This window comes from Streptomyces sp. NPDC034103 (genome assembly GCF_055575395.1).
On sequence record NZ_JBVISS010000010.1, the window covers coordinates 138,286 to 161,014 of the forward strand.

The 22,729-nt window shown below is 73.3% G+C and carries 2 protein-coding genes; both read right to left on the bottom strand.

Annotated elements, in window-relative coordinates; all coding sequences use genetic code 11:
• Positions 1-38 precede the first annotated feature (38 nt).
• The gene (locus ACZ56U_RS23440) at positions 39-5,633 is read right to left on the bottom strand and encodes a type I polyketide synthase (RefSeq protein WP_469085939.1); all 5,595 of its coding nucleotides are present in this window, start codon (positions 5,631-5,633) and stop codon (positions 39-41) included.
• 53 nt (positions 5,634-5,686) lie between these two features.
• Positions 5,687-22,690, bottom strand: coding sequence for a type I polyketide synthase (locus tag ACZ56U_RS23445; protein WP_469085940.1), 17,004 nt, complete (start codon positions 22,688-22,690; stop codon positions 5,687-5,689).
• Between the last annotated feature and the right edge of the window lie 39 nt (positions 22,691-22,729).

Sequence of the window (22,729 nt, forward strand, 5' to 3'; positions counted from 1 at the left end):
GCCCGCGGCCGGTTTCTCCGCGTGGTGGTGACGGGACCTCAGCCGGCTCCGCCGAGCTCCTGGTCGATCAGCGCGAACATCTCGTCGTCCGAAGCGGCTTCGAGGGTTTCCCGGCCGAGGACGCCCTCCTCGCCGTCCGATTCACCGCTCCACTTCCACAGCAGCGCCTCCAGGCGCCGGGTGATCCTGTCGCGGGTCGCGTCGTCCGGGGCCAGGCCGGACAGGCTCGCGTCGAGCCGGTCCAACTCGGCGAGGACGGGAGTCGCGGACTCCTCCCCGGTCCCCGGCGCGATCTCGTCCAGCAGGAAACGCACCAGGGCCGTGGGGTTCGGATAGGTGAAGACCAGCGTGGGCGGCAGCCGCAGGCCGGTCGCGGCGCCGAGCCGGTTGCGCAGTTCGACGGCGGTCAGGGAGTCGAAGCCCAGCTCCTTGAACGCCCGGTCGGCCTCCACGTCGTCCACGGTCGCGTGCCGCAGGACCGCCGCGACCTCGGTGCGCACCAGGTCGAGCAGCATCCTGCGCCGCTCGGCCTCGGACGCCGCGGCAAGCTCGCGGGTGAGACCGGTGTCCGCCCCCGTGCCCGGCTCGGCGGCCGCCGCGCGTCGGACGGGAACGCGCACCAGGCGGCGCAGGGGTGCGGGGAGCGTCCCCGTGGCCGCCGCGGCGCCGAGTGCGGGGAGGTCGAGTCGTACCGGCACGGCGAGCGCGGTGCCGTCCGCGAGGGCCGCGTCCAGCAGCGCCAGCCCCTCCGTCGGGGAGAACGGCAGCACTCCTCCGTCCGCCGCCCTTTCACCTTCGTCCCCGTCCAGGGCCCAGGGGCCCCAGGCCAGGGAGACGGCGGGCAGGCCGAGGGCGTGCCGGTGCGCGGCGAGGGCGTCGAGGAAGGCACTGGCGGCGGCGAGGTTGGCCTGTCCCGGGTTACCGAGCGTCCCGGCGGCCGAGGAGAACAGGATGAACGCCGACAGCTCGCGGTCACGCGTGAGCTCGTGCAGGTGGAGCGCGGCATCGGCCTTCGGCCGCAGGACCCGTTCCAGCTGCGGGGCGGTCAGGGAGGCGGTGAGGGCGTCGTCCAGCACTCCGGCCGCGTGCACCACCGCGGTCAGCGGACGGCTCGCGGGCACGGAGGCGAGGACGGCCGCCAGGGCGTCGCGGTCGGCGGCGTCGCAGGCCACGACGTCCACCGTCTCCGCGCCCAACTCGCAAAGTTCGTCGCGGAGTCCGGCAGCGCCGGGGGTGTCCGGGCCGCGACGGCCGACCAGCAGCAGGTGCCGCACCCCGTGGGCGGCCACGAGGTGGCGGGCGACCAGCGCACCGGACGTGCCGGTGCCGCCGGTGACGACGACCGTGCCGGAACCGGGGAACGACGCCGCGGCACCCTCCACCGGTTCTCCCGCGCGGACCAGGCGCGGCACCAGTACGGTGCCGTTGCGGACGGCCAGTTGGCTCTCGCCCGCCTCCAGCGCGGCGGCTGCCGCGGCCGCGAGCACCGCGCGGGACTCCTCGTGCCCGTCGACGTCCACGAGGAGGAACCTGCCGGCCGGGTACTCGGCCTGCACGGACCTGACCAGGCCCCACAGCGGCGCGTTGACGAGGCCGGTGACCCGGTCACCGGGCGCGGCGGCCACCGCGTCGCCGGTCACCAGCACCAGCGGCACGGCTTCGGACCGCTCGTCGGCGAGCCACTTCTGCACCAGGCCCAGCACCGCCGTGGCCGCCTCGTGCACCCGCGGGGCGAGCGGGGCACCGGGGGTTCCTTCCGCGAGCGGCGCGAACGAGGCGAGGGCGAGGGACGGTTCGGCGTCCTGCTCCGCGCCGGCGCCGATGCCCAGCTCGTCCGGGCCCACGACGGTCCAACCGCCGGCGGGGGCGATCGCCGGGAGCGGCCGGTCGAACGGGGTCCACTCCAGCCGGAACAGCGCGTCCCGGAGCGGCCGCGCGGCACCGGCCACCTCTTCGGGGGTGTGCTCGCGCAGCCGCACCTCGCCGACCGAGGCCACCGGGGCGCCGGCCGCGTCGGCGAGGAGCAGCGACACGGCGCCGGGGCCGGCGGGCCGGATCCGGACCCGTAGCACGGTGGCGCCCACGGCGTGGAGGGCCAGACCGTGCCACTCGACCGGCAGCCGCACCGCCGCGTCGTCGGCCAGGTGGTCGAGCAGGACGGGGTGGAGGGCGGCGTCCATGAGGGCCGGGTGCAGGCCGAACGCCCCTGCGTCACGGGCCTGTTCCTCGGTCAGCGCGACCTCGGCGAACCGTTCCTCACCGCGCCGCCACACGGCCCGCAGCCTTCGGAACGCGGGACCGAACCCGTACCCGGCGGGCTCCAGCCGCTCGTACGCCTCACCGATCCCCACGGGCACGGCGCCCTCGGGCGGCCACACACCGGAGAGTTCTTCGGTGGGGGGCGCGGACGGGGACGTCGCCACGGTGCCTCGGGCGTGCCGGGTCCACGGGGTGTCCGGCAACGCGTCACCGGGTCGCGCGTACAGGGCCAGCTCGCGCCGGTCCTCGGCCTCAGGAGCGCCGAGGGACAGCTGGATCTGCACGCCGCCCTGCTCGGGCAGCGGCAGCGGCGCCTCCACGACCAGTGTCTCCACCCGGTCGGCACCGGCCTGCGCGGCCGCGGCCAGCGCCAGCTCGGCGAGGCTGGCCCCGCCGACGAGCGCCGCGCCGTGGACGACGTGGTCGGCCAGCCAGGGCTGGGCCCGGCGGGAGAGCAGTCCGGTGAGCAACATCCGCTCGTCGTCGGCCACTTGGACCGTCGCGCCCAGCAGCGGATGGCCCGCGTCGGCGAGCCCGAGCCCGGCCGGGTCGGTGACGGACGCGGCGCCCCCGTCCAGCCAGTAGCGCCTGCGTTGGAAGGCGTAGGTGGGCAGGTCGAGCAGCGGCTCGGCGTCGTCGGTGCCGGCGAAGACGGCGTTCCAGTCGACGGTGAGTCCGCGGACGTAGCCCTCGGCGAGGGAGGTCAAGAACCGCTCGGGCCCGCCCTCGTCACGGCGCAAGGTGCCCAACGCGACCGCGGCCTGAGCGTCGGCGTGGTCCTCGAACGTCTCCTGCATACCAACCGTCAGGACCGGGTGAGGGCTGCACTCAACGAAGTAGCCGAAACCGTCCGTGAGCAGCTCGCGGACGGTCGCGTCGAAACGCACTTCCTGGCGCAGGTTCGTCACCCAGTACGTGGCGTCCAGGCCGCTGGTGTCGATCACCGAGCCGGTCACCGTCGAGTAGAACGGCACCTCCGCAGAACGGGGCTCGATGTCCCTGAGGGCCTCGACGACTTGGTCCCGGATGGACTCCACCTGAGCAGAGTGCGACGCGTAGTCGACCGCGATACGACGCGCCCGAATCCCCTCGGCTTCGCAGGCGGCCGTCAGTTCGTCGAGAGCCCCCGGCTCACCCGAAACGACCGTCGAGGACGGGCCGTTGACGGACGCGATCGAGATCCGGTCACCCCACACGGAGGTCAACTCCCGCACCCGATCGGCGCTCGCCGCGATGGAGACCATCCCGCCGTTGCCCGACAAGCTCTCCGCAATCGCCTGCGCCCGCAGCACCACCACCCGCGCGCCGTCCTGGACCGACAGCCCACCCGCCACGACAGCGGCGGCGATCTCCCCTTGCGAGTGACCGATCACCGCACCCGGTTCGACACCCACCGAACGCCACACCGCCGCAAGCGACACCATCACCGCCCACAACGACGCCTGCACCACCACCACATCGTCCAGCGACGCAGCACCAGGCACACCCCGCACCACATCGACCACAGACCAGTCCACCAACGCGGACAGGGCAGCGTCACACTCCCCCAGCCGCTCCCGGAACACCGGAGACGACTCCCACAACCCCGCCCCCATCCCCACCCACTGCGACCCCTGACCCGGGAACACGAACACCACCCGGCCGGCCAGTTCTTGTTCGGTGCCGTCGGTCAGCGCGACGCCGTGGACCACGCGCGCGTCCGGATGCCCGTCCGAGACGGCGGCCAGGGCCGTGAGGGCCTCGTCACGGCCGGTGGTCAGGACCACGGCGCGGTGGTCGAGTGCGGCGCGGGCGGTGGCCAGGGTACGGCCGACGCCGTCGAGGGGGGCCTCGGGGTGTGCGGTCAGGTAGGTGGTGAGGCGTTCCGCCTGGGCGCGCAGGGCGGGTTCGGAGCGTGCCGAGAGCGGCCACGGCACGACCGTCGCGGTGAGCCCGGACGGTGTCCCGGGGGCGGGTGCGGGCTCGATACCGTCGGGAGCGGTGGCCGGGGCCTGTTCGAGGATGACGTGGGTGTTGGTGCCGCTGATGCCGAACGCGGACACGCCGGCCCGGCGCGGGCGGTCGCCGGTGTCGGGCCAGGGCCGGGGCTCGTTGAGCAACCGCACAGTGCCCGGGGACCAGTCGACGTGGGGTGTGGGCTCGTCGGCGTGCAGCGTCCTGGGCAGCACACCGTGCCGCATGGCCTGCACCATCTTGATGACGCCCGCGACTCCGGCCGCGGCCGAGGTGTGGCCGATGTTGGACTTGACGGAGCCCAGCCACAACGGCCTTTCCCGGTCGCGGCGTTCGCCGTAGGTGGCCAGGAGGGCGTGGGCCTCGATGGGGTCGCCGAGCGGGGTGCCGGTGCCGTGCGCCTCGACCGCGTCCACCTCGTCGGGGGACACCTGGGCGTTGCGCAGGGCGGCGCGGATGACGCGTTCCTGGGAGGGGCCGTTGGGGGCGGTGAGGCCGTTGCTGGCGCCGTCCTGGTTGACGGCCGAGCCCCGGACCACGGCGAGGACGCGGTGGCCGTTGCGGCGGGCGTCGCTCAGCCGTTCCACGAGCAGCAGACCGAGTCCTTCGGCGGGGCCGAAGCCGTCGGCGGAGGCGGAGAAGGCGCGGCACCTGCCGTCGGGTGACAGCGCGCGCTGCCGGCTGAACTCGGCGTACCCCACGTCCGTGGACATCACGGTGACGCCGCCGGCGACGGCCAGGGAGCACTCCCCCGAGCGCAGCGCCTGGGCGGCCAGGTGCAGGGCGACCAGCGAGGAGGAGCAGGCCGCGTCCACGGTGACCGCGGGCCCTTCCAGGCCGAAGCTGTAGGCGATCCGCCCGGACATGACGCTGGCGAAGTTGCCGGTGGCGTAGTAGCCCTCGACGGACTCGGGGATCCTCGGCAGTTCCCAGCCGTAGTCCATCGAGCTGAAGCCGATGAACGTGCCGGTGGGGCTGCCCTTGAGCGACGCGGGGTCGATGCCGGAGCGTTCGAACAGCTCCCAGGCGCCTTCCAGCAGCAACCGCTGCTGGGGGTCCATGGCCAGGGCCTCCCGGGGAGAGATCCCGAAGAAGCCGGCGTCGAAGTCGGTGACGCCGTCGAGGAAGCCGCCGCCGCGGACGTAGTTCTTGCCGCTGCGGGTGGGGTCGGGGTCGTACTGGCCCTCGACGTCCCATCCCCGGTCGGTGGGGAAGCCGGTGACGGCGTCGCCGCCGCGGGCGACGAGGTCCCACAGTCCCTCGGGGGAGTCGGCCCCGCCCGGGTAGCGGCAGGCCATGCCGACGATGGCGACGGGCTCGCTGTTCGCCGCCTCGGCCTCGCGCAGACGGCGCTGCGTCTGGCGGAGGTCGCCCGTCACCCGCTTCAGGTACGCGAGCAGTTTCTCTTCGTTCTCTGCCATTGCCTCTGGTCCCCCAGTCGCGGGTCGAGTGCGTGCCGTGCCCGGGCGGCGGGTCAGGCGTTGCCGAGTTCGCGGTCGAGCAGGTCGAACATGTCCTCGGCCGTGGCCGACGCGAGGTCGTCGGTGCCGCCCGCGGGACCCGCGTCGTCTCCGGGGGCCGTCGCGGCCTGCGCGCCGTTGTCGCGGAGCTTCCACACCAGCGCCTCAAGGCGTTCGACGATCCTGGCCGTGCCGTCACCACCGCCGGCGAGCGCGGCGGCGGACTCCTCCAAAGCCTTGAGCCCGTCCAGTACGGCGCCGGTGCCGTCCTGGGCGTCGTCCGGCACCAGCAAGCCCCGCAGGTGGGTGGCGAGCGCGGCCGGCGTGGGGTGGTCGAAGACGACGGCCGCGGGCAGCCGCAGGCCGGTGGCGGCCTGGAGGCGGTTGCGCAGCTCGACGGCGGTCAGGGAGTCGAAGCCCAGCTCCTTGAAGGCCCGTGCGCCCTGGATGCCGTCGGTGCCGTCGTGCCGCAGGACGACCGCGGCCTCCTCGCGCACCAACTCCACGAGCGTCCTGAGCCGTTCGTGCTCCGTCATCGCGGCCAGCCGGCCCGTGAGCGCGGCCCGGGCGGCGCCCTGCCCGGTGTCCGGCTCCTCCGCGTCCTCGCGCAGGGCCGCCCGGACCTCGGGGATCTCGGCGAGCAGCGGGCTGGGGCGGCGTGCGGTGAAGCCGAGGACGAACCGGTCCCACTCGACGTCCGCGACGGCGACGGTGGTCTCGTCGTGCTCCACGGCCTGCACCATCGCGGCCGTGGCCGGCTCGGGTGCCATCTCCAGCACGCCACGGCGGCCCATGTAGTCGGCGGCCCCCTCGGCGGCCATCATGCCGCCCCCGCCCCAGGCGCCCCAGGCGAGGGAGGTGGCGGTCCTGCCGAGGGCGCGACGCCGCGCGGCGAGTGCGTCGAGGTACGCGTTGCCCGCCGCGTAGGCGGCCTGTCCGCCGCTGCCCCACACGGCCGCGTTGGACGAGAACAGCACGAAGGCGTCCAGGGGCGTGTCCGCGAGTACGTCGTCCAGGTGGGCGGCGCCCGCCACCTTGCCCGCGGTGACGTCCGAGAGGTCGTCGGCCGTGGTGTCGGTGAACGGGGTGTAGCCCTGCGGCACGCCGGCCGCGTGGACGACCGCGGTGAGCGGGTGCTCCCGCGGCACGCCCGCCACGAGGGCGGCGACCGCCTCCCGGTCGGCCATGTCACAGGCCGTGATGGTGACCTGGGCGCCCAACTCCTCCAGTTCCGCGCGCAGTTCTCCGGCGCCGGGCGCGGCGGGGCCGCGGCGGCCGGTGAGCAGCAGGTGCCGCGCCCCGTTGCGGGCGAACCAGCGCGCGACGCCGGAGCCGATCCCCCCGGTGCCGCCGGTGATCAGTACGGTGCCGCCGGGCTTCCAGGCGCGCCGCGCGGTCTCGTCGCCGAGCGGGGCGCGGACGAGCCGGGCCGCGTGGACCCCGTCCGGGCGGATCGCGAGCTGGTCCTCCTCCCCGTATCCGTCGGGAGCGGGGAGGCCGCCGAGGACCGCGGCAAGCCGGGCGGCGGCCGTGTCGTCGGCGGTGTCCGGCAGGTCGACGAGGCCGCCCCACAGCGCGGGCTCCTCCAGGGCGACGACCCGTCCGAGGCCCCAGGTCTGGGCCTGGCCGGGGCTCGTCCGGGGGTCGTCGTGGCCGGTGAGCACACCACCTCGGGTGGCGGCCCACAGCCGTGCCGTGGTCCCGGCGCCGGCCATCGCCCGGGCCAGCGCCAGGGTGGCGGCGAGGCCCGCGGGGACGGCGGGGTGGTCGGGGTGGGGGGCGTCGTCCAGGGCGAGGAGGGACAGGACGCCGGCGGTGTCGTCGCGCAGCAGGCCGACGAGCCGGTCGAGTGCCGTGTCGGTGGCGTCCGCGGTGTCCAGGGTGACGCGTTCCACCTCGGCTCCATGGCCTGTCAGGGCCCGTTCGGCGGCGTCGGCCCACGGGTCCGCCGCGAGGTTCGCGGGGACGAGCAGGAGCCAGCGTCCGGAGAGGGCGGGGGCGGCGGGGGCCCCTCCGCTGCGGCGGGGCGTGCCCTGGGTGTCGACGGGCCGCCAGACGGTGCGGTAGCGCCAGCGGTCCACCAGGGACCGTTCGCGCCGGCGCCGACGCCAGGTCGACAGGGCGGGCAGGAGGGCGCCGAGCCGGTCGGTGCCGACCTCCAGCTCCGCGGCGACACCTTCGAGGTCGCCGCGTTCCACCGCCTCCCAGAATTCCGCCTCCACCGGGTCGGCCGCGCTGCCGTCGTCGTCCGCCGAGGTCACGGCGAGGTCGTCCAGCCAGTAGCGTTCGCGCTGGAAGGGGTAGGTGGGCAGGTCCACGCGTGCGGCACCGGTCCCGGCGAACACGGCCCGCCAGTCCACCCCCGGCAGACCGCGCACATGACCCTCCGCCACCGAGGCCAGGAAACGCCCCGGGCCGCCCTCGTCACGCCGCAACGTCCCCACAGCCACGGCATCGGTACCGGCATCGTCACTGGTGGCGTCGACACCCATGACCAGCACCGGATGAGCACTGGACTCGACGAAGAAACGGAACCCGTCCTCCAACAGCGCCCGCACCGCACCCTCGAAGTCCACCGGCCGCCGCGCATTGGCGAACCAGTACTCCGCCGTCAGCCCGGTCGTGTCCAGCACCCCACCGGTCACCGTCGAATAGAACGGCACCCTGCCCCGCACCGGCACCACATCCGCGAACAACTCCAAAATCCGCTCACGCAACGGATCCACCTGAGCGCAGTGCGACGCCACCGTCGAACCCACCACCCGCGCCCGCACCTCATCCGCCTTGCACGACGCCACGAACTCCTCCAGCGCCGCCACCTCACCCGCCACCGTCACCGCCCCGGGACCATTACGCCCGGCAATCACCAACCGGCCCTCCCACCGGCCCAAACGCTCCTGCACCTCACCCCCCGGCAAAGCCACCGAAGCAACCGCCCCACGCCCCACCAGACGCTCAGCGAACAGGGCACTGCGCAACACCACGATCCGCGCCGCATCCCGCAACGACAGCGCCCCCGCCACCAACGCCGCCGCGATCTCACCCTGGCTGTGACCCACCACCGCCGACGGCACCACACCCACCGACTCCCACAACGCCGCCAACGACACGTTCACCGCGAACAACACCGGCTGCAACACCTCGATGCGTTCCAGACTCGGCGCACCCGCAACCTCCCGCAGCACATCCGTCACCGACCACTCCACGAACTCACCCAACGCCGCATCACACTCGGCGAAACGACGAGCAAACACCGGGGAAGCGTCCAGCAGTTCCACCGCCATCCCCGCCCACTGCGAACCCTGACCGGGGAACACGAACACCACCCGGCCCCGCACATCCGCCACACCCGCCACCGTCCCGGCGGCGGGCAGCCCCGCGGCGAGCGCGGACAGGCCGGGGCCGGCGTCCTCACCGTGTCCGGTCAGGACGACGGCGCGGTGTTCGAGGACGGTCCGCGACACGGCCAGGGAGTGACCGACGTCGAGCGTCCGCAGTCCGTCGTGGTCCTCCAGGTGGGCGGCCAGCCGTCCGGCCTGGGCGCGCAGCGCCGCGTCGCTCTTGCCGGACAGCAGCCAGGGCACCAGCTCGGAGGTGAGGCCGGGGTTCTCGGGCCCGTCCGGGGTGAGCGCGTGCTGTGGTCCGCCCGGCGTGGGCGCGTCCGCCGGTCCGTCTGTGGTGCCGGCGTCGTGCGGCTCGTCCTGTGCGCGGTCCTCCGCCAGGTCGGCGGGCGGCTCCTCGAGGATGACGTGGGCGTTGGTGCCGCTGATGCCGAACGCGGAGACGCCGGTACGGCGCGGGCGCCCGCCGGTGTCCGGCCACCGCACCGACTCGGTCAGCAGCCGCACGGCGCCCGCCGACCAGTCCACCTCGGGCGTGGGCTCGTTCACGTGCAGCGTCTTCGGCAGGACGCCGTGCCGCATGGCCTCCACCATCTTGATGAGTCCGGCGGCCCCGGCGGCGGCCTGCGTGTGGCCGATGTTGGACTTCACGGACCCCAGCCACAGCGGGCGGTCGGCGGGACGGTTCCTGCCGTAGGTCGCGAGGAGGGCCTGCGCCTCGATGGGGTCGCCGAGCGCGGTGCCCGTGCCGTGCGCCTCGACGGCGTCCACGTCGGCCGGGGTGAGCCCGGCGTTGGCGAGGGCGGCACGGATGACGCGCTGCTGGGAGGGGCCGTTGGGGGCGGTGAGCCCGTTGCTGGCACCGTCCTGGTTGGTCGCCGAGCCCCGGATCACCGCGAGCACCGGGTGCCCGTTGCGCCGTGCGTCGGACAGCCGCTCCACGAGCAGAGTGGCCACGCCCTCGGAGAAGCCGGTGCCGTCGGCCGACTCCGCGAACGCCTTGCAGCGGCCGTCCGGGGACAGCACGCGCTGGCGGCTGAACTCGACGAACCCGAACGGGCTCGGCATCACGGTGACACCGCCGACCAGGGCGAGCGAGCACTCGCCCGAGCGCAGCGACTGCGCCGCCAGGTGCAGCGCCACCAGGGCTGAGGAGCACGCCGTGTCGACGGTCATGGCCGGGCCCTCCAGTCCGAAGACGTAGGAGACGCGGCCGGAGACGACGCTGAGCACGTTGCCGGTGACGGAGTAGCCCTCCACGCTCCGCTGGAGCCTGGTGTCCTGGCCGTAGCCGGTGGTGACCGCGCCGACGAAGACACCGGTGCGGCTGCCGCGCAGCGACACGGCGTCGATGCCGGCGCGTTCGAAGACCTCCCAGGAGGACTCGAGCATCATGCGCTGCTGCGGGTCCATCCCCAGGGCCTCGCGCGGGGAGATGCCGAACAGGCCGGCGTCGAAGTCCGCGGCGTCCCGCAGGAAACCGCCCTCCCGCGCGTAGCTGCGGCCCGAGCGGTCCGGGTCCGGGTCGTACAGCCGGTCCAGGTCCCAGCCCCGGTCGGCCGGGAAGCCCGAGATGGCGTCGCGGCCCTCCGCGACCAGGTCCCACAGTCCCTCCGGCGAGTCCGCGTCGCCGGGGAAGCGGCAGGCCATCGCCACGATGACGACCGGGTCGTCGTCCACGGGTGTCTCGGCACCGGTCCCCCGGGTGACAGCGGCACCGCCGGTGACGGTGTCGGTGTCACTGTCGGAGTCGGTGAGCAGCTCGGACAGCAGGAATCCGGCGAGGGTTTCGGGGGTCGGGTGGTCGAAGACGAGAGTGGCCGGCAGGCGCAGTCCGGTCGCGGTCTGGAGCCGGTTGCGCAGTTCCACGGCGGTCAGCGAGTCGAAGCCGATCTCCTTGAACGCCCGGCCCGGGTCCACCGCCGCCGGCGAACCGTGCCCCAGCACCGTGGCCACGTGAGCACGCACCATGTCCACCAGGTGCGACACACGCTCAGCCGGCGGCATCGCCGACAGGCGCCGCCCCAGCTGCGAGCCACCGGCCCGCCCACCGTCCACAGCCGCGGCACGCGTCCGACGGGGCGGATTCTTGGTTGCGGCCAGGCCGCGTGACAGGGCGCGGGTGACCTCGCTCCCGCCCGAGGCCCACGCCTCCACCTCCAGCCGGGCCGTGACGACCATCGGTTCGTCCACCCGGCAACCGGCCTGGAACAGGCTCAGCCCGAACGGCGCGGACATCGGCACGATGCCTGAACGCGCCAGCCGCGACAGGTCGTTCGCCTCCAGCCGCCCGGTCAGCTCACTGGCCTGCTCCCAATGACCCCACGCCAACGACACACCCGGCAGCCCCTGGGCCCGGCGCACCCCCGCCAACGCGTCCAGGAAGACGTTCGCCGCCGCATAACTCCCTTGCCCCGGACTGCCGAGGACGCCGGCGAGCGAGGAGTACAGGACGAAGGCAGCGAGATCCGCTTCCCGGGTGAGTTCGTGGAGGTTGAGGGCGGCGTCGACCTTGGGCCGCAGGACGGTGTCCAGCCGCTGCGGGGTCAGGTCACCCACCAGGCCGTCGTCCAGGGCTCCGGCGGTGTGCACGACGGCGGTCAGTGCGCGCTCGCCCGGTATGGACGCCAGCACCGAGGCCAGTGCCTCGCGGTCGGCTGCGTCGCAGGCCACGACGTCCACCGTCTCCGCGCCCAACTCCCGCAGTTCCCGCATGAGTTCGGTGGCGCCGGGGGCGTCCGGGCCGCGCCTGCTGGTCAGCAGCAGGTGCCGTACCCCACGCTCGGCCACCAGGTGCCTGGCCAGCAGCCCGCCCAGGGTTCCCGTCCCGCCGGTGACGAGCACCGTGCCCGCCGTGTCCCACGGGCGCGGCACCGTCAGCACCAGCTTGCCCGTGTGACGGGCCTGGCTCATGAACCGCAGCGCCTCCGGCGCCCGGCGCACGTCCCACGTCCGCACCGGCAACGGCTCCAGCACACCCCGCTCGAACAACTCCCGCAGCTCGGTGAGGATTTCGCCGAGGCGGTCGTAGGAAATCTCGGTGAGGGCGTACGGGTGATAGGTGACGCCGGGATGCGCCTGCTCCACGGTCCGCGGGTCGCGGATGTCGGTCTTGCCCATCTCCAGGAACCGGCCACCGCGAGGCAGCAACCGCAGCGAGGCGTCCACGAACTCCCTCGCCAGCGAGTCCAGCACCACATCCACACCACGCCCGCCGGTCACCGTCAGGAACTTCTCCTCGAAGCCCAGGTCCCGCGACGAAGCGATGTGATCGGCGTCGAAGCCCATCTCCCGCAAGGTGTCCCACTTGCCCTCACTGGCGGTCGCGAACACCTCCGCACCCCAGTACCGCGCCAACTGCACCGCGGCCATCCCCACACCACCCGTGGCCGCGTGCACCAGCACCGACTCACCCGCCGACAACCCACCCAGATCCGCCAGGCCGAACCAGGCCGTGAGGAAGGCGACGGGCACGGCGGCGGCCTGCTCGAACGACCAGCCCTCGGGCACGGGCGCGATCAGCCGCCGGTCCACGACGGACACCGGTCCGAACGCCTCGGGCAGGAGTCCCATCACCCGATCGCCGACGGAGCAGCCGGTCACTCCGGGACCGACCTCGGTCACCACACCCGCGCCCTCGGTGCCCAGGTACGCGTCGGGGTCCGGGTACATGCCGAGGCCGGTCAGCACGTCGCGGAAGTTGACGCCCGCCGCGCGGACCGACACCCGCACCTGCCCCTCACCCAACGGCTCGAGGACTTCCGGAGCAGGCAGCAGCTCCAGGTTCTCCAGCGTGCCGGGACCGGTGGTGCCCAGGCGCCACGCCTCGGCGCCGACGTCAGCGGTGGACGCGTCGGCGTCGGCCGGAGGCAGCAACGACCCACCGGGATCACCTGCCCGCACCATCCTCGGCACGAACAAGTCCCCGGCGCGTATGGCTACTTGAGGCTCCTCGTCCGTCACCGCGAGGGCCACGGCGTGCGTGAGCTTGTGGCGCGAGGCGTCCGCGTCGTCGACGTCCACGAGCAGGAACCGGCCCGGGTTCTCCGCCTGCGCGGCCCTGACCAGACCCCACACCGGAGCCGACACCAGATCCACGGCGCCGTCAGCGTCGGCACCGTCCCCGGTGTCTCCCGCGTCCCCGGCGGGCACCGCGCCACTCGTCACCACGACCAAGCGCGACCCGGCGAAACGGTCCAGCGCCAGCCACTCCTGCACCAGTCCCAACGCCCCCGCGGCCACGGCACGCACCGCCCCGGCAACACCACCCGCCACGTCACCGTCCCGGTGTGCGACGAGGCGGACCACCACGGCCTCGGGCACCTCCCCGTCGGCACCGACCGCATCGGCCAGGGCCGCCAGGTCCGGGAAGCCGGGCGCGTCCGTCAGCCGCTCCCCCGCCTCGCCGATCTCCGCGAGCGAAACGGCGGTCGTGGCGTCCCCCGGCTCGGTCAACGGCTTCCACTCGACCCGGAACAGGGCGTCCTTCGTCGGGTCGTCGACCGTGCGCAGCTTGCGCGGGTCCACGGCACGCAGCACCAGTGAACCCACCGACGCCACCGGCGAACCCGCCGCGTCTGCCAGGACGACCGACACCGCGTCCTCACCCAGCGGACTCACCCGCACCCGCACCACCCGCGCGCCCACCGCGAACAACGCCACGTCACCCCACGCGAACGGCAGCCTGAGCTCCGCCAAGTCCTCGGCGGAAGCGCCGTTCAGCAGGACGACCGGGTGCAAGGCGGCGTCCAGGAGCGCCGGGTGGATCCCGAACCGGTCCGCTTCCTCGACCGCCTCGTCGGGCAGTGCGACCTCGGCGAAGACCTCGTCGCCGGCCCGCCAGGCCGCGCGCAGCCCCTGGAACGACGGCCCGTACTCGTACCCCTTGGCCGCCACCCGCTCGTAGAACCCATCCACGTCCACCGGTTCCGCCCCCGGCGGCGGCCAAGCGGTCAGCCGCTGGCCGCCCTCCCGGTCGCCGTCCGCGAGGACACCGGTGGCGTGGCGCGTCCAGGCCACTTCGGGACCGGAGTGCTCGGGCTGGGAGTGGAGGGTGAGTTCCCGGCGTCCCGTCTCGTCGGGCGGCCCCACCGAGAGCTGAACCTGCAACCCCCCACGCTCCGGCACCACCAACGGCGCCGCCAACGTCAACTCCTCCACCACGGCGCAGCCCACCTCGTCCGCCGCCCGCAACGCCAACTCCACCAACGCCGCACCCGGTACCACCACCACACCCGACACCGCGTGATCCACCAACCACGGATGCGAACCCAACGACACCCGCCCCGCCAACACCACACGATCCTCAGCCGCCACCCGCACCAACGCACCCAGCAACGGATGCCCCGTGACGTCGAGGCCGGCTTCCGACACGTCCGCCGCACCGGCTCCGGCCGCAGAACGCAGCCAGAACCACTCACGCTGGAACGCATACGTCGGGAGGTCCGCCCACTGGGCGCCGGTGCCGGCGAAGAGGGCGTTCCAGTCGACGGTGAGTCCACGGACGTAACCCTCGGCGAGGGACGTCAGGAACCGCTCGGATCCGCCCTCGTCACGGCGCAAGGTGCCCAACGCGACCGCGGCCTGAGCGTCGGCGTGGTCCTCGAACGTCTCCTGCATACCAACGGTCAGAACCGGGTGAGGGCTGCACTCCACGAAGTAGCCGAAGCCGTCTGTGAGCAGCTCGCGGACGGTCGCGTCGAATCGCACCTCCTGGCGCAGGTTCGTCACCCAGTACGTGGCGTCCAGGCCGCTGGTGTCGATCACCGAGCCGGTCACCGTCGAGTAGAACGGCACCTGAGCGGGACCGGGTTCGATGCCCTGGAGAGCCTCGATCACCTGATCCCGGATCGACTCCACCTGGGCCGAGTGCGACGCGTAATCCACCGCAATACGACGCGCCCGGACCCCCTCGCCCTCACACGTGGCCATCAACTCGTCCAGAGCATCGGGCTCACCCGAAACCACCGTCGACGAAGGCCCGTTCACGGACGCGATCGATATGCGCTCACCCCACGCGGCGATCAACTCCCGCACCAGGTCGGCACCTGCCGCGACCGAGACCATCCCGCCATTGCCGGACAGGCTCTGCGCGATCGCCTGCGCCCTCAGGACCACGACCCGGGCGCCGTCCCGCACCGACAACCCACCGGACACCACAGCGGCGGCGATCTCACCCTGCGAGTGACCGATCACCGCACCCGGTTCGACACCCACCGAACGCCACACCGCCGCGAGCGACACCATCACCGCCCACAACGACGCCTGCACCACCACCACGTCATCCAGCGACGCAGCTGACGGCAGACCCCGCACCACATCGGTCACCGACCAGTCCACCAACGACGACAGCGCAGCCTCACACTCCGCAAGCCGCTCCCGGAACACCGGAGACGACTCCCACAACCCCGCCCCCATCCCCACCCACTGCGACCCCTGACCCGGGAACACAAACACCACCCGGCCCGACTCCCCAGACACCACACCCGACACCACACCAGCCGACGGCACACCCTCCGCCACCGACCCCAACACCTCCACAGCCGCACCCCGGTCACCCGCCAGCACCACCGCACGGTGATCGAGCGCGGCCCGGCCCGTCGCCAGCGACCACCCGATGTCCGGCAGCGACACCTCCGCCCGCTCACCGGCGAACGCCGCCAGCCGCGCCGCCTGCCCCCGCAGGCCCGCCTCGGTCCTGCCCGAGAGCACCCAGGGGACGACCAGCGAGTCCACCGGGGAGACAGCGGACTCAGTGGCCGAGGGGACGTGGTCCTCGGGCTCCTGCTCCAGGATGAGGTGGGCGTTGGTGCCGCTGGCGCCGAACGCGGAGATCCCGGCGCGGCGCGGACGTTCTCCGTCCGTCGTCCATTCGACGGCATCCGTCAGGAGTTCCACGGCGCCGGAGGACCAGTCGATGTGCGGGGAGGGTGAGTCCACGTGCAGGGTCCTGGGCAGGACGCCGTGGTGCATGGCCTGCACCATCTTGATCACGCCGGCCACGCCCGCGGCGGCCTGCGTGTGGCCGATGTTGGACTTCACCGAGCCCAGCCGCAGCGGCTGGTCCGCCGGACGGTCCTGGCCGTAGGTGGCCAGGAGGGCGTGGGCCTCGATCGGGTCGCCCAGCGTGGTGCCCGTGCCGTGGGCCTCCACGACGTCCACATCCGCAGCCGTCAGCCGTGCGTTGGCCAGCGCTGCCCGGATGACGCGCTGCTGGGCGGGGCCGTTCGGCGCGGTCAGGCCGTTGCTCGCACCGTCCTGGTTGATCGCGCTGCCGCGCACCACGGCGAGGACCCGGTGCCCGTTGCGCCGGGCGTCGCTCAGCCGCTCCACGAGCAGCAGCCCGACGCCCTCGGACCATCCCGCGCCGTCGGCCGCCGCGGCGAACGCCTTGCACCGCCCGTCGGGGGCCATGCCCCGCTGCCGGCTGAACTCCACGAAGAGGGTCGGTGTCGACATGACGGTCACTCCGCCCGCGAGGGCCATGGAGCACTCGCCGGACCGCAGGGCCTGCACGGCCAGGTGCAGCGCCACCAGTGACGACGAGCACGCCGTATCCACCGTCACCGCGGGGCCTTCGAGGCCGAACGTGTAGGCGACGCGGCCGGTCACCGCGCTCGGGGAGGCGCCCATGAGGGCGTAGCCCTCGGTCTCGGTCTGCAGTTGTTCGACCCGGGAGGCGTAGTCGTGGTGCATGACGCCGGCGAAGACCCCGGTCGCGCTCCCCTTCACCGTCGCCGGATCGATGCCAGCGCGCTCGAACACCTCCCACGCCGTCTCCAAGAGCAACCGCTGCTGCGGATCCATCGCCAACGCCTCACGCGGCGAAATACCGAAGAACGCAGGATCGAACTCCCCCGCCCCCTTTAAGAACCCACCCTCACGCGCATACGACTTGCCCACCGCCGTCGGATCCGGGTCGTACAACCCCTCCACATCCCACCCACGGCCCTCCGGGAACAACGACACCGCGTCCCCGCCCGAAGCCACCAGATCCCACAACCCCTCCGGCGACCCCACCCCACCCGGGAAACGGCACGCCATCCCCACGATCGCCACCGGCTCATCCACCCCGACACCACCGGCCACCACACCACTGGCCGCCGACGTCTCCGGAGACGCACCGGTCCCCAGGCCCAGCACCTCACCCCGCACAAACCCCGCCAACGCCAACGGCGTCGGATAGTCGAACACCAACGTCGCCGGAAGCCGCAACCCCGTCACCGCGTTCAACCGGTTCCGCAACTCCACCGCCGTCAAGGAATCGAAACCCAACTCCTTGAAGGGGCGGTTGACGTCGATCCTCTCGCCGTCGGAGTGGCCGAGGACGGTGGCGACCCGTTCGCGCACCAGGTCGAGCAGGAGGCGCAGTTGCTCCTGCTCGCTCAAGCCGGCGAGCCTGCGCAGCAGCGTTCCGGAGTCGTCGCCGGCACCGGCGGCGGTGCGCCGGGCGGTGGCGCGCACCAGGCCGCGGTACAGGGGGTGGAGTTCCCCGGCGTTGGCCTGGGAGCGCAGCCCGGCGAGGTCGAGGCGGCTGAGGACCGGGGCGCCGTCGCCGCGTTCGGCCGCGCAGGCCGCGTCGAAGAGGGCCAGGCCCTGCTCGGATCCCATCCGGGTGACGCCCAGGCGCAGGTAGCGGGCGACGTCGGCGTCGTCCAGGTGTCCGGTCAGGTCGCTGCTCTGCGCCCAGTAGCCCCAGATCATGGACAGGGCCGGGAGCCCTTCGGCGCGACGGCGCCGGGCGAGGGCGTCGAGGAAGGCGTTGGCGGCGGCGTAGTTGGACTGGCCAGGGTTGCCGAGGGTACCGGCGATGGAGGAGAACAGGACGAACGCCGACAGGCCCAAGTCCCGTGTCAGCTCGTGCAGATGAACCGCCGCGTCCACCTTCGGCCGCAACACCCGCTCCAGCCGCGAACCGTCCAAGGAGCCCACCAGACCGTCGTCCAGCACGCCGGCCGCATGCACCACAGCCGTCAGTGCACGCTCCGCAGGCACACCCCCCAACACCCCGGCCAACGCCTCACGATCCGCCGCGTCACACGCCACGACGTCAACGGTCTGCGCACCCAGCCCCCGCAGCTCGCCCACCAACTCCGCCGCACCCGGCGTCTCAAGACCACGGCGACTGGTCAGCAGCAGATGCCGCACCCCCCGCTCCACCACCAGATGCCGCGCCAGCAGACCACCCAACGTCCCCGTACCACCCGTGATCAGCACCGTCCCGCGCGGACCCCACACCGCGTCGCCGGCCCGCACGTCATCGACGGGCGCGGTGCGGGCGAGCCGCGGCACCAGGACAGCGCCCTCGCGCACGGCCACCTGCGGCTCATCGGCCGCAAGCGCACCGGCGACGGCCGCCGTCAATGCCGTAGTCGACGCCGGATGACCGTCCACGTCCACCAGCACGAACCGACCCGGGTTCTCCGACTGCGCCGACCGCACCAGACCCCACACCGGCGCGTGCACCAGGTCCACGACGTCCTCGTCGCGTCCCGCGCTGACCGCGTTACGGGTGACGATCACCAGTCGAGAGGACGCCAGCCGCTCGTCGTCCAGCCACATCCGCACGTGGTTCAGGGCGTCGGCGGTGGCCTGGTGGACGAGGGCGGGCAGCTCGGCGTCGACGTCGTGCGGCGGTGCCTGGAGCACGAGCAGGACCGTGCCGGGGGCGGAGGCGGACTCGGGGCCGGATACGCCGGTCGACTCGGATCCGGACGCGAAGCCGAGTTCGGCGTCGAGCCCGGAGAGCAGGGCGGCGAGGTCCGCGTGGTGGCGTCCGGCCACTGCGGCGAAGGGGCCGTCCGCACCCACGGCGGCCCACTCCGACGTGTCGGCGGGGGCCTGGTCCTCGGTGCGCAGCGGCACCCAGTCCACGTGGAACAGGGCGTCGCGTGCGGGGTCGGTGGCGCGGCGCAGCGCCTCGGGGGTCACGGGCCGCAAGGTGAGGGTGTCCACCGAGGCGACCGGGGCGCCGGTGGCGTCACCGATCGCCACCGTGACCGTGTTCTCGCCGGCCGGGCTGATCCGGACGCGCAAGGTAGTGGCGCCCACCGCGTGCAGGCTCACTCCGCTCCAGGAGAACGGCATGCGCAGCTGGTCATCGGCGGTGTCACCGTCGTGCAGCAGCGCGGCCGGGTGGAGCGCGGCGTCGAGGAGGGCCGGGTGGATGCCGAACCGTCCCGCGTCCTTCGCCTGCTCCTCCGGCAGCACGACCTCCGCGAAGAGCTCCCCGCCCACGCGCCAGACCGACCGCACGCCACGGAACGCGGGACCGTACCCGTACCCCGTGTCCCCCACCCGCTCGTAGAAATCTTCCACGTCCACGCGCACGCCACCCGCCGGAGGCCACACCCCGAGCCCCGACTCCACGGCGGGTACGGAGTCGCCGGCCAGCACTCCGACAGCGTGCCGCTGCCAGGTGTCGTCCGTGCTGCCGGAATCCTCGGGTCGCGAGTAGACCGCGATTTCTCGGCGGCCCGCCTCGTCGGGCGCGCCTACGGACAACTGAACCTGCACGCCTCCCCGTTCGGGCAGGAGCAGCGGGGCCTCGAGGGTCAGCTCGTCGACCCGTTCGCACCCGGCCTCGTCGGCGGCGCGCAGCGCCAGTTCCGCGAAGGCGGCACCCGGCACGAGCACGGTGCCCAGGGCGGCATGGTCGGCCAGCCAGGGGTGGGTCTGGAGGGAGAGCCGCCCGGTCAGCAGCATCTGGTCGCCGCCCGCCACCTGCACGGTCGCGCCCAGCAGGGGGTGGTCGGCGGCGCCGAGCCCGAGCCCACCGGCGTCGGCCGGGGAAAGCGCGCCCGCCTCCAGCCAGTACCGTTTGTGCTGGAACGCGTACGTCGGGAGGTCCACCCGCTGAGCACCGGTGCCGGCGAAGACGGCGTTCCAGTCGACGGTGAGTCCACGGACGTAGCCCTCGGCGAGGGACGTCAGGAACCGCTCGGGTCCGCCTTCGTCACGGCGCAAGGTGCCCAACGCGACCGCGGCCTGGGCGTCAGCGTGGTCCTCGAACGTCTCCTGCATACCAACCGTCAGAACCGGGTGAGGGCTGCACTCCACGAAGTAGCCAAAACCGTCCGTCAGAAGCTCGCGGACGGTCGCGTCGAAACGCACCTCCTGGCGCAGGTTCGTCACCCAGTACGTGGCGTCCAAGCCGCTGGTGTCGATCACCGAACCGGTCACCGTCGAGTAGAACGGCACCTGAGCGGAACGGGGCTCGATGCCGGCCAGCGCCTCGGTGACCTGCTCCCGGATGGACTCCACCTGCGGGGAGTGCGACGCGTAATCCACCGCGATACGACGCGCCCGAATCCCCTCGGCTTCGCAGGCGGCCGTCAGCTCGTCCAGAGCCCCCGGCTCACCCGAAACCACGGTCGACGAAGGGCCGTTGACGGACGCGATCGAGATCCGCTCACCCCACCGGGCGATCAACTCCCGCACCCGATCGGCACTCGCCGCGACCGAGACCATGCCGCCGTTGCCCGACAGGCTCTCCGCAATCGCCTGCGCCCGCAGCACCACGACCCGGGCGCCGTCCCGCACCGACAACCCACCGGACACGACAGCGGCGGCGATCTCCCCCTGCGAGTGCCCGATCACCGCACCCGGCTCCACACCCACCGAACGCCACACCGCCGCGAGCGACACCATCACCGCCCACAACGACGCCTGCACGACCACCACATCGTCCAGCGACGCAGCCGTCGGCTGACCCCGGACCACATCGGTCACCGACCAGTCCACCAACGACGACAGCGCAGCCTCACACTCCGCGAGCCGCTCCCGGAACACCGGCGAGGACTCCCACAACCCCGCCCCCATCCCCAGCCACTGCGACCCCTGACCCGGGAACACGAACACCACCCGGCCCGGCTTTCCGGACACGGCACCCGTTACCGCGTCGGCCGTGGGGACGCCCTGAGCGAGTGCGGACAGGGCGGTCAGCGCGCTCTGTCGGTCGGGGGCCGTGATCACCGCGCGGTGTTCGAGAGCGGCGCGGGAGGTGACGAGGGAGTACCCGAGGTCGGCGGCGTCCGGGGCGGATTCTTCCACGAAGGCGGCCAGGCGTGCGGCCTGGCCGCGCAGCGCTTCCGGAGTGCGGCCGGTGACCGCCCACGGGACTGCGGGCAGGGCGGTCAGCGGTACGGGCGGCCGCTCGTCGCCCGCCGGGGCCCCGGTCAGCGTGCCGGACTCCTTGCCGGCCCCGGTTCCGGTCTCCGTGCCGGCGGTGGCCCCGTCGTGGTCCGCGCTCGCCTGCGGTCCTTCGCCGGTCCGCGGGTCGTCGGTCTCCGGCTGGGGCGCCTCCTCGATGATCAGGTGGGCGTTGGTGCCACTGATGCCGAACGAGGACACGCCGAAGCGCCGCGGGCGGCCGTTCCGCGGCCAGGTCACCTGGTCGGTGAGCAGTTGGACGGTGCCCGGGGACCAGTCCACGTGGGGCGAGGGTGCGTCGACGTGCAGGGTGCGCGGGAGGGTGTGGTTCTGCAGCGCCATGACCATCTTGATGACGCCGGCCATGCCGGCCGCGTGGGCGGTGTGTCCGAGGTTGGACTTCACGGATCCGAGCCACAGGGGGCGGTCGGCGGGGCGGTTCTTGCCGTAGGTGGCGAGCAGGGCTTGGGCCTCGATGGGGTCCCCGAGCGGGGTGCCGGTGCCGTGCGCCTCGACCGCGTCCACCTCGTCGGCGGCCAGCTGTGCGTTGGCGAGGGCGGCGCGGATGACGCGCTGCTGGGAGGGGCCGTTGGGGGCGGTGAGGCCGTTGCTGGCGCCGTCCTGGTTCAGTGCGGAGCCGCGGATGACGGCGAGGACCCGGTGGCCGTTGCGCCGTGCGTCGGAGAGGCGTTCGACCAGGAGGGTGCCCACGCCTTCGGACCATGCGGTGCCGTCCGCGGCGGTGGCGAACGCCTTGCAGCGGCCGTCGCGGGCCAGGCCGCGCTGGCGGCTGAAGTCCACGAAGACCCAGGGGGTGGGCATGACGGCGACGCCACCGGCCACGGCGAGCGTGCACTCGCCCGAGCGCAGCGACTGCACGGCCATGTGCAGGGCCACCAGCGAGGAGGAGCAGGCCGTGTCGACGGTGATGGCCGGCCCTTCCAGGCCGAGCGTGTACGAGACCCGGCCGGAGATGACGCTGACGAAGGAGCCGACGCCGGTGTAGCCCTCCACGCCGTCGGGCACGCGCTGCATGGTGTTGAGGTAGCCGGTGCCGGCGGCGCCGACGAACACGCCGGTCTTCGTGCCCTTGAGCGACATCGGGTCGATGCCTGCGCGTTCCAGGACCTCCCACGAGGACTCCAGGGTGAGCCGCTGCTGCGGGTCCATCGCCAGGGCCTCGCGGGGCGATATGCCGAACAGGTCGGCGTCGAAGTCACCGGCGCCGTCGAGGAAACCGCCCTGCCGCAGGTAGGTCTTGCCCACGGCGTCGGGGTCGGGGTCGTAGAGGTCTTCGACGTCCCAGCCGCGGTCGTCCGGGAAGTCGGAGATCGCGTCGGTGCCGGATTCCACGAGCCGCCACAGGTCCTCGGGCGAACTCACCCCACCGGGGAAGCGGCAGGCGACGCCGACGATGGCGATGGGCTCGTGCTCGCGCTCCTCGACCTCGCGCAGGCGCTGCCTCGTCTCGTAGAGGTCGGCCGCCACGCGCTTCAGGTAGTCGACCAGCTTTTCGTCGTTCGTCATCTGACGCGGTCCTCCTTCGAGCTTGCGGGAATTCCGGAA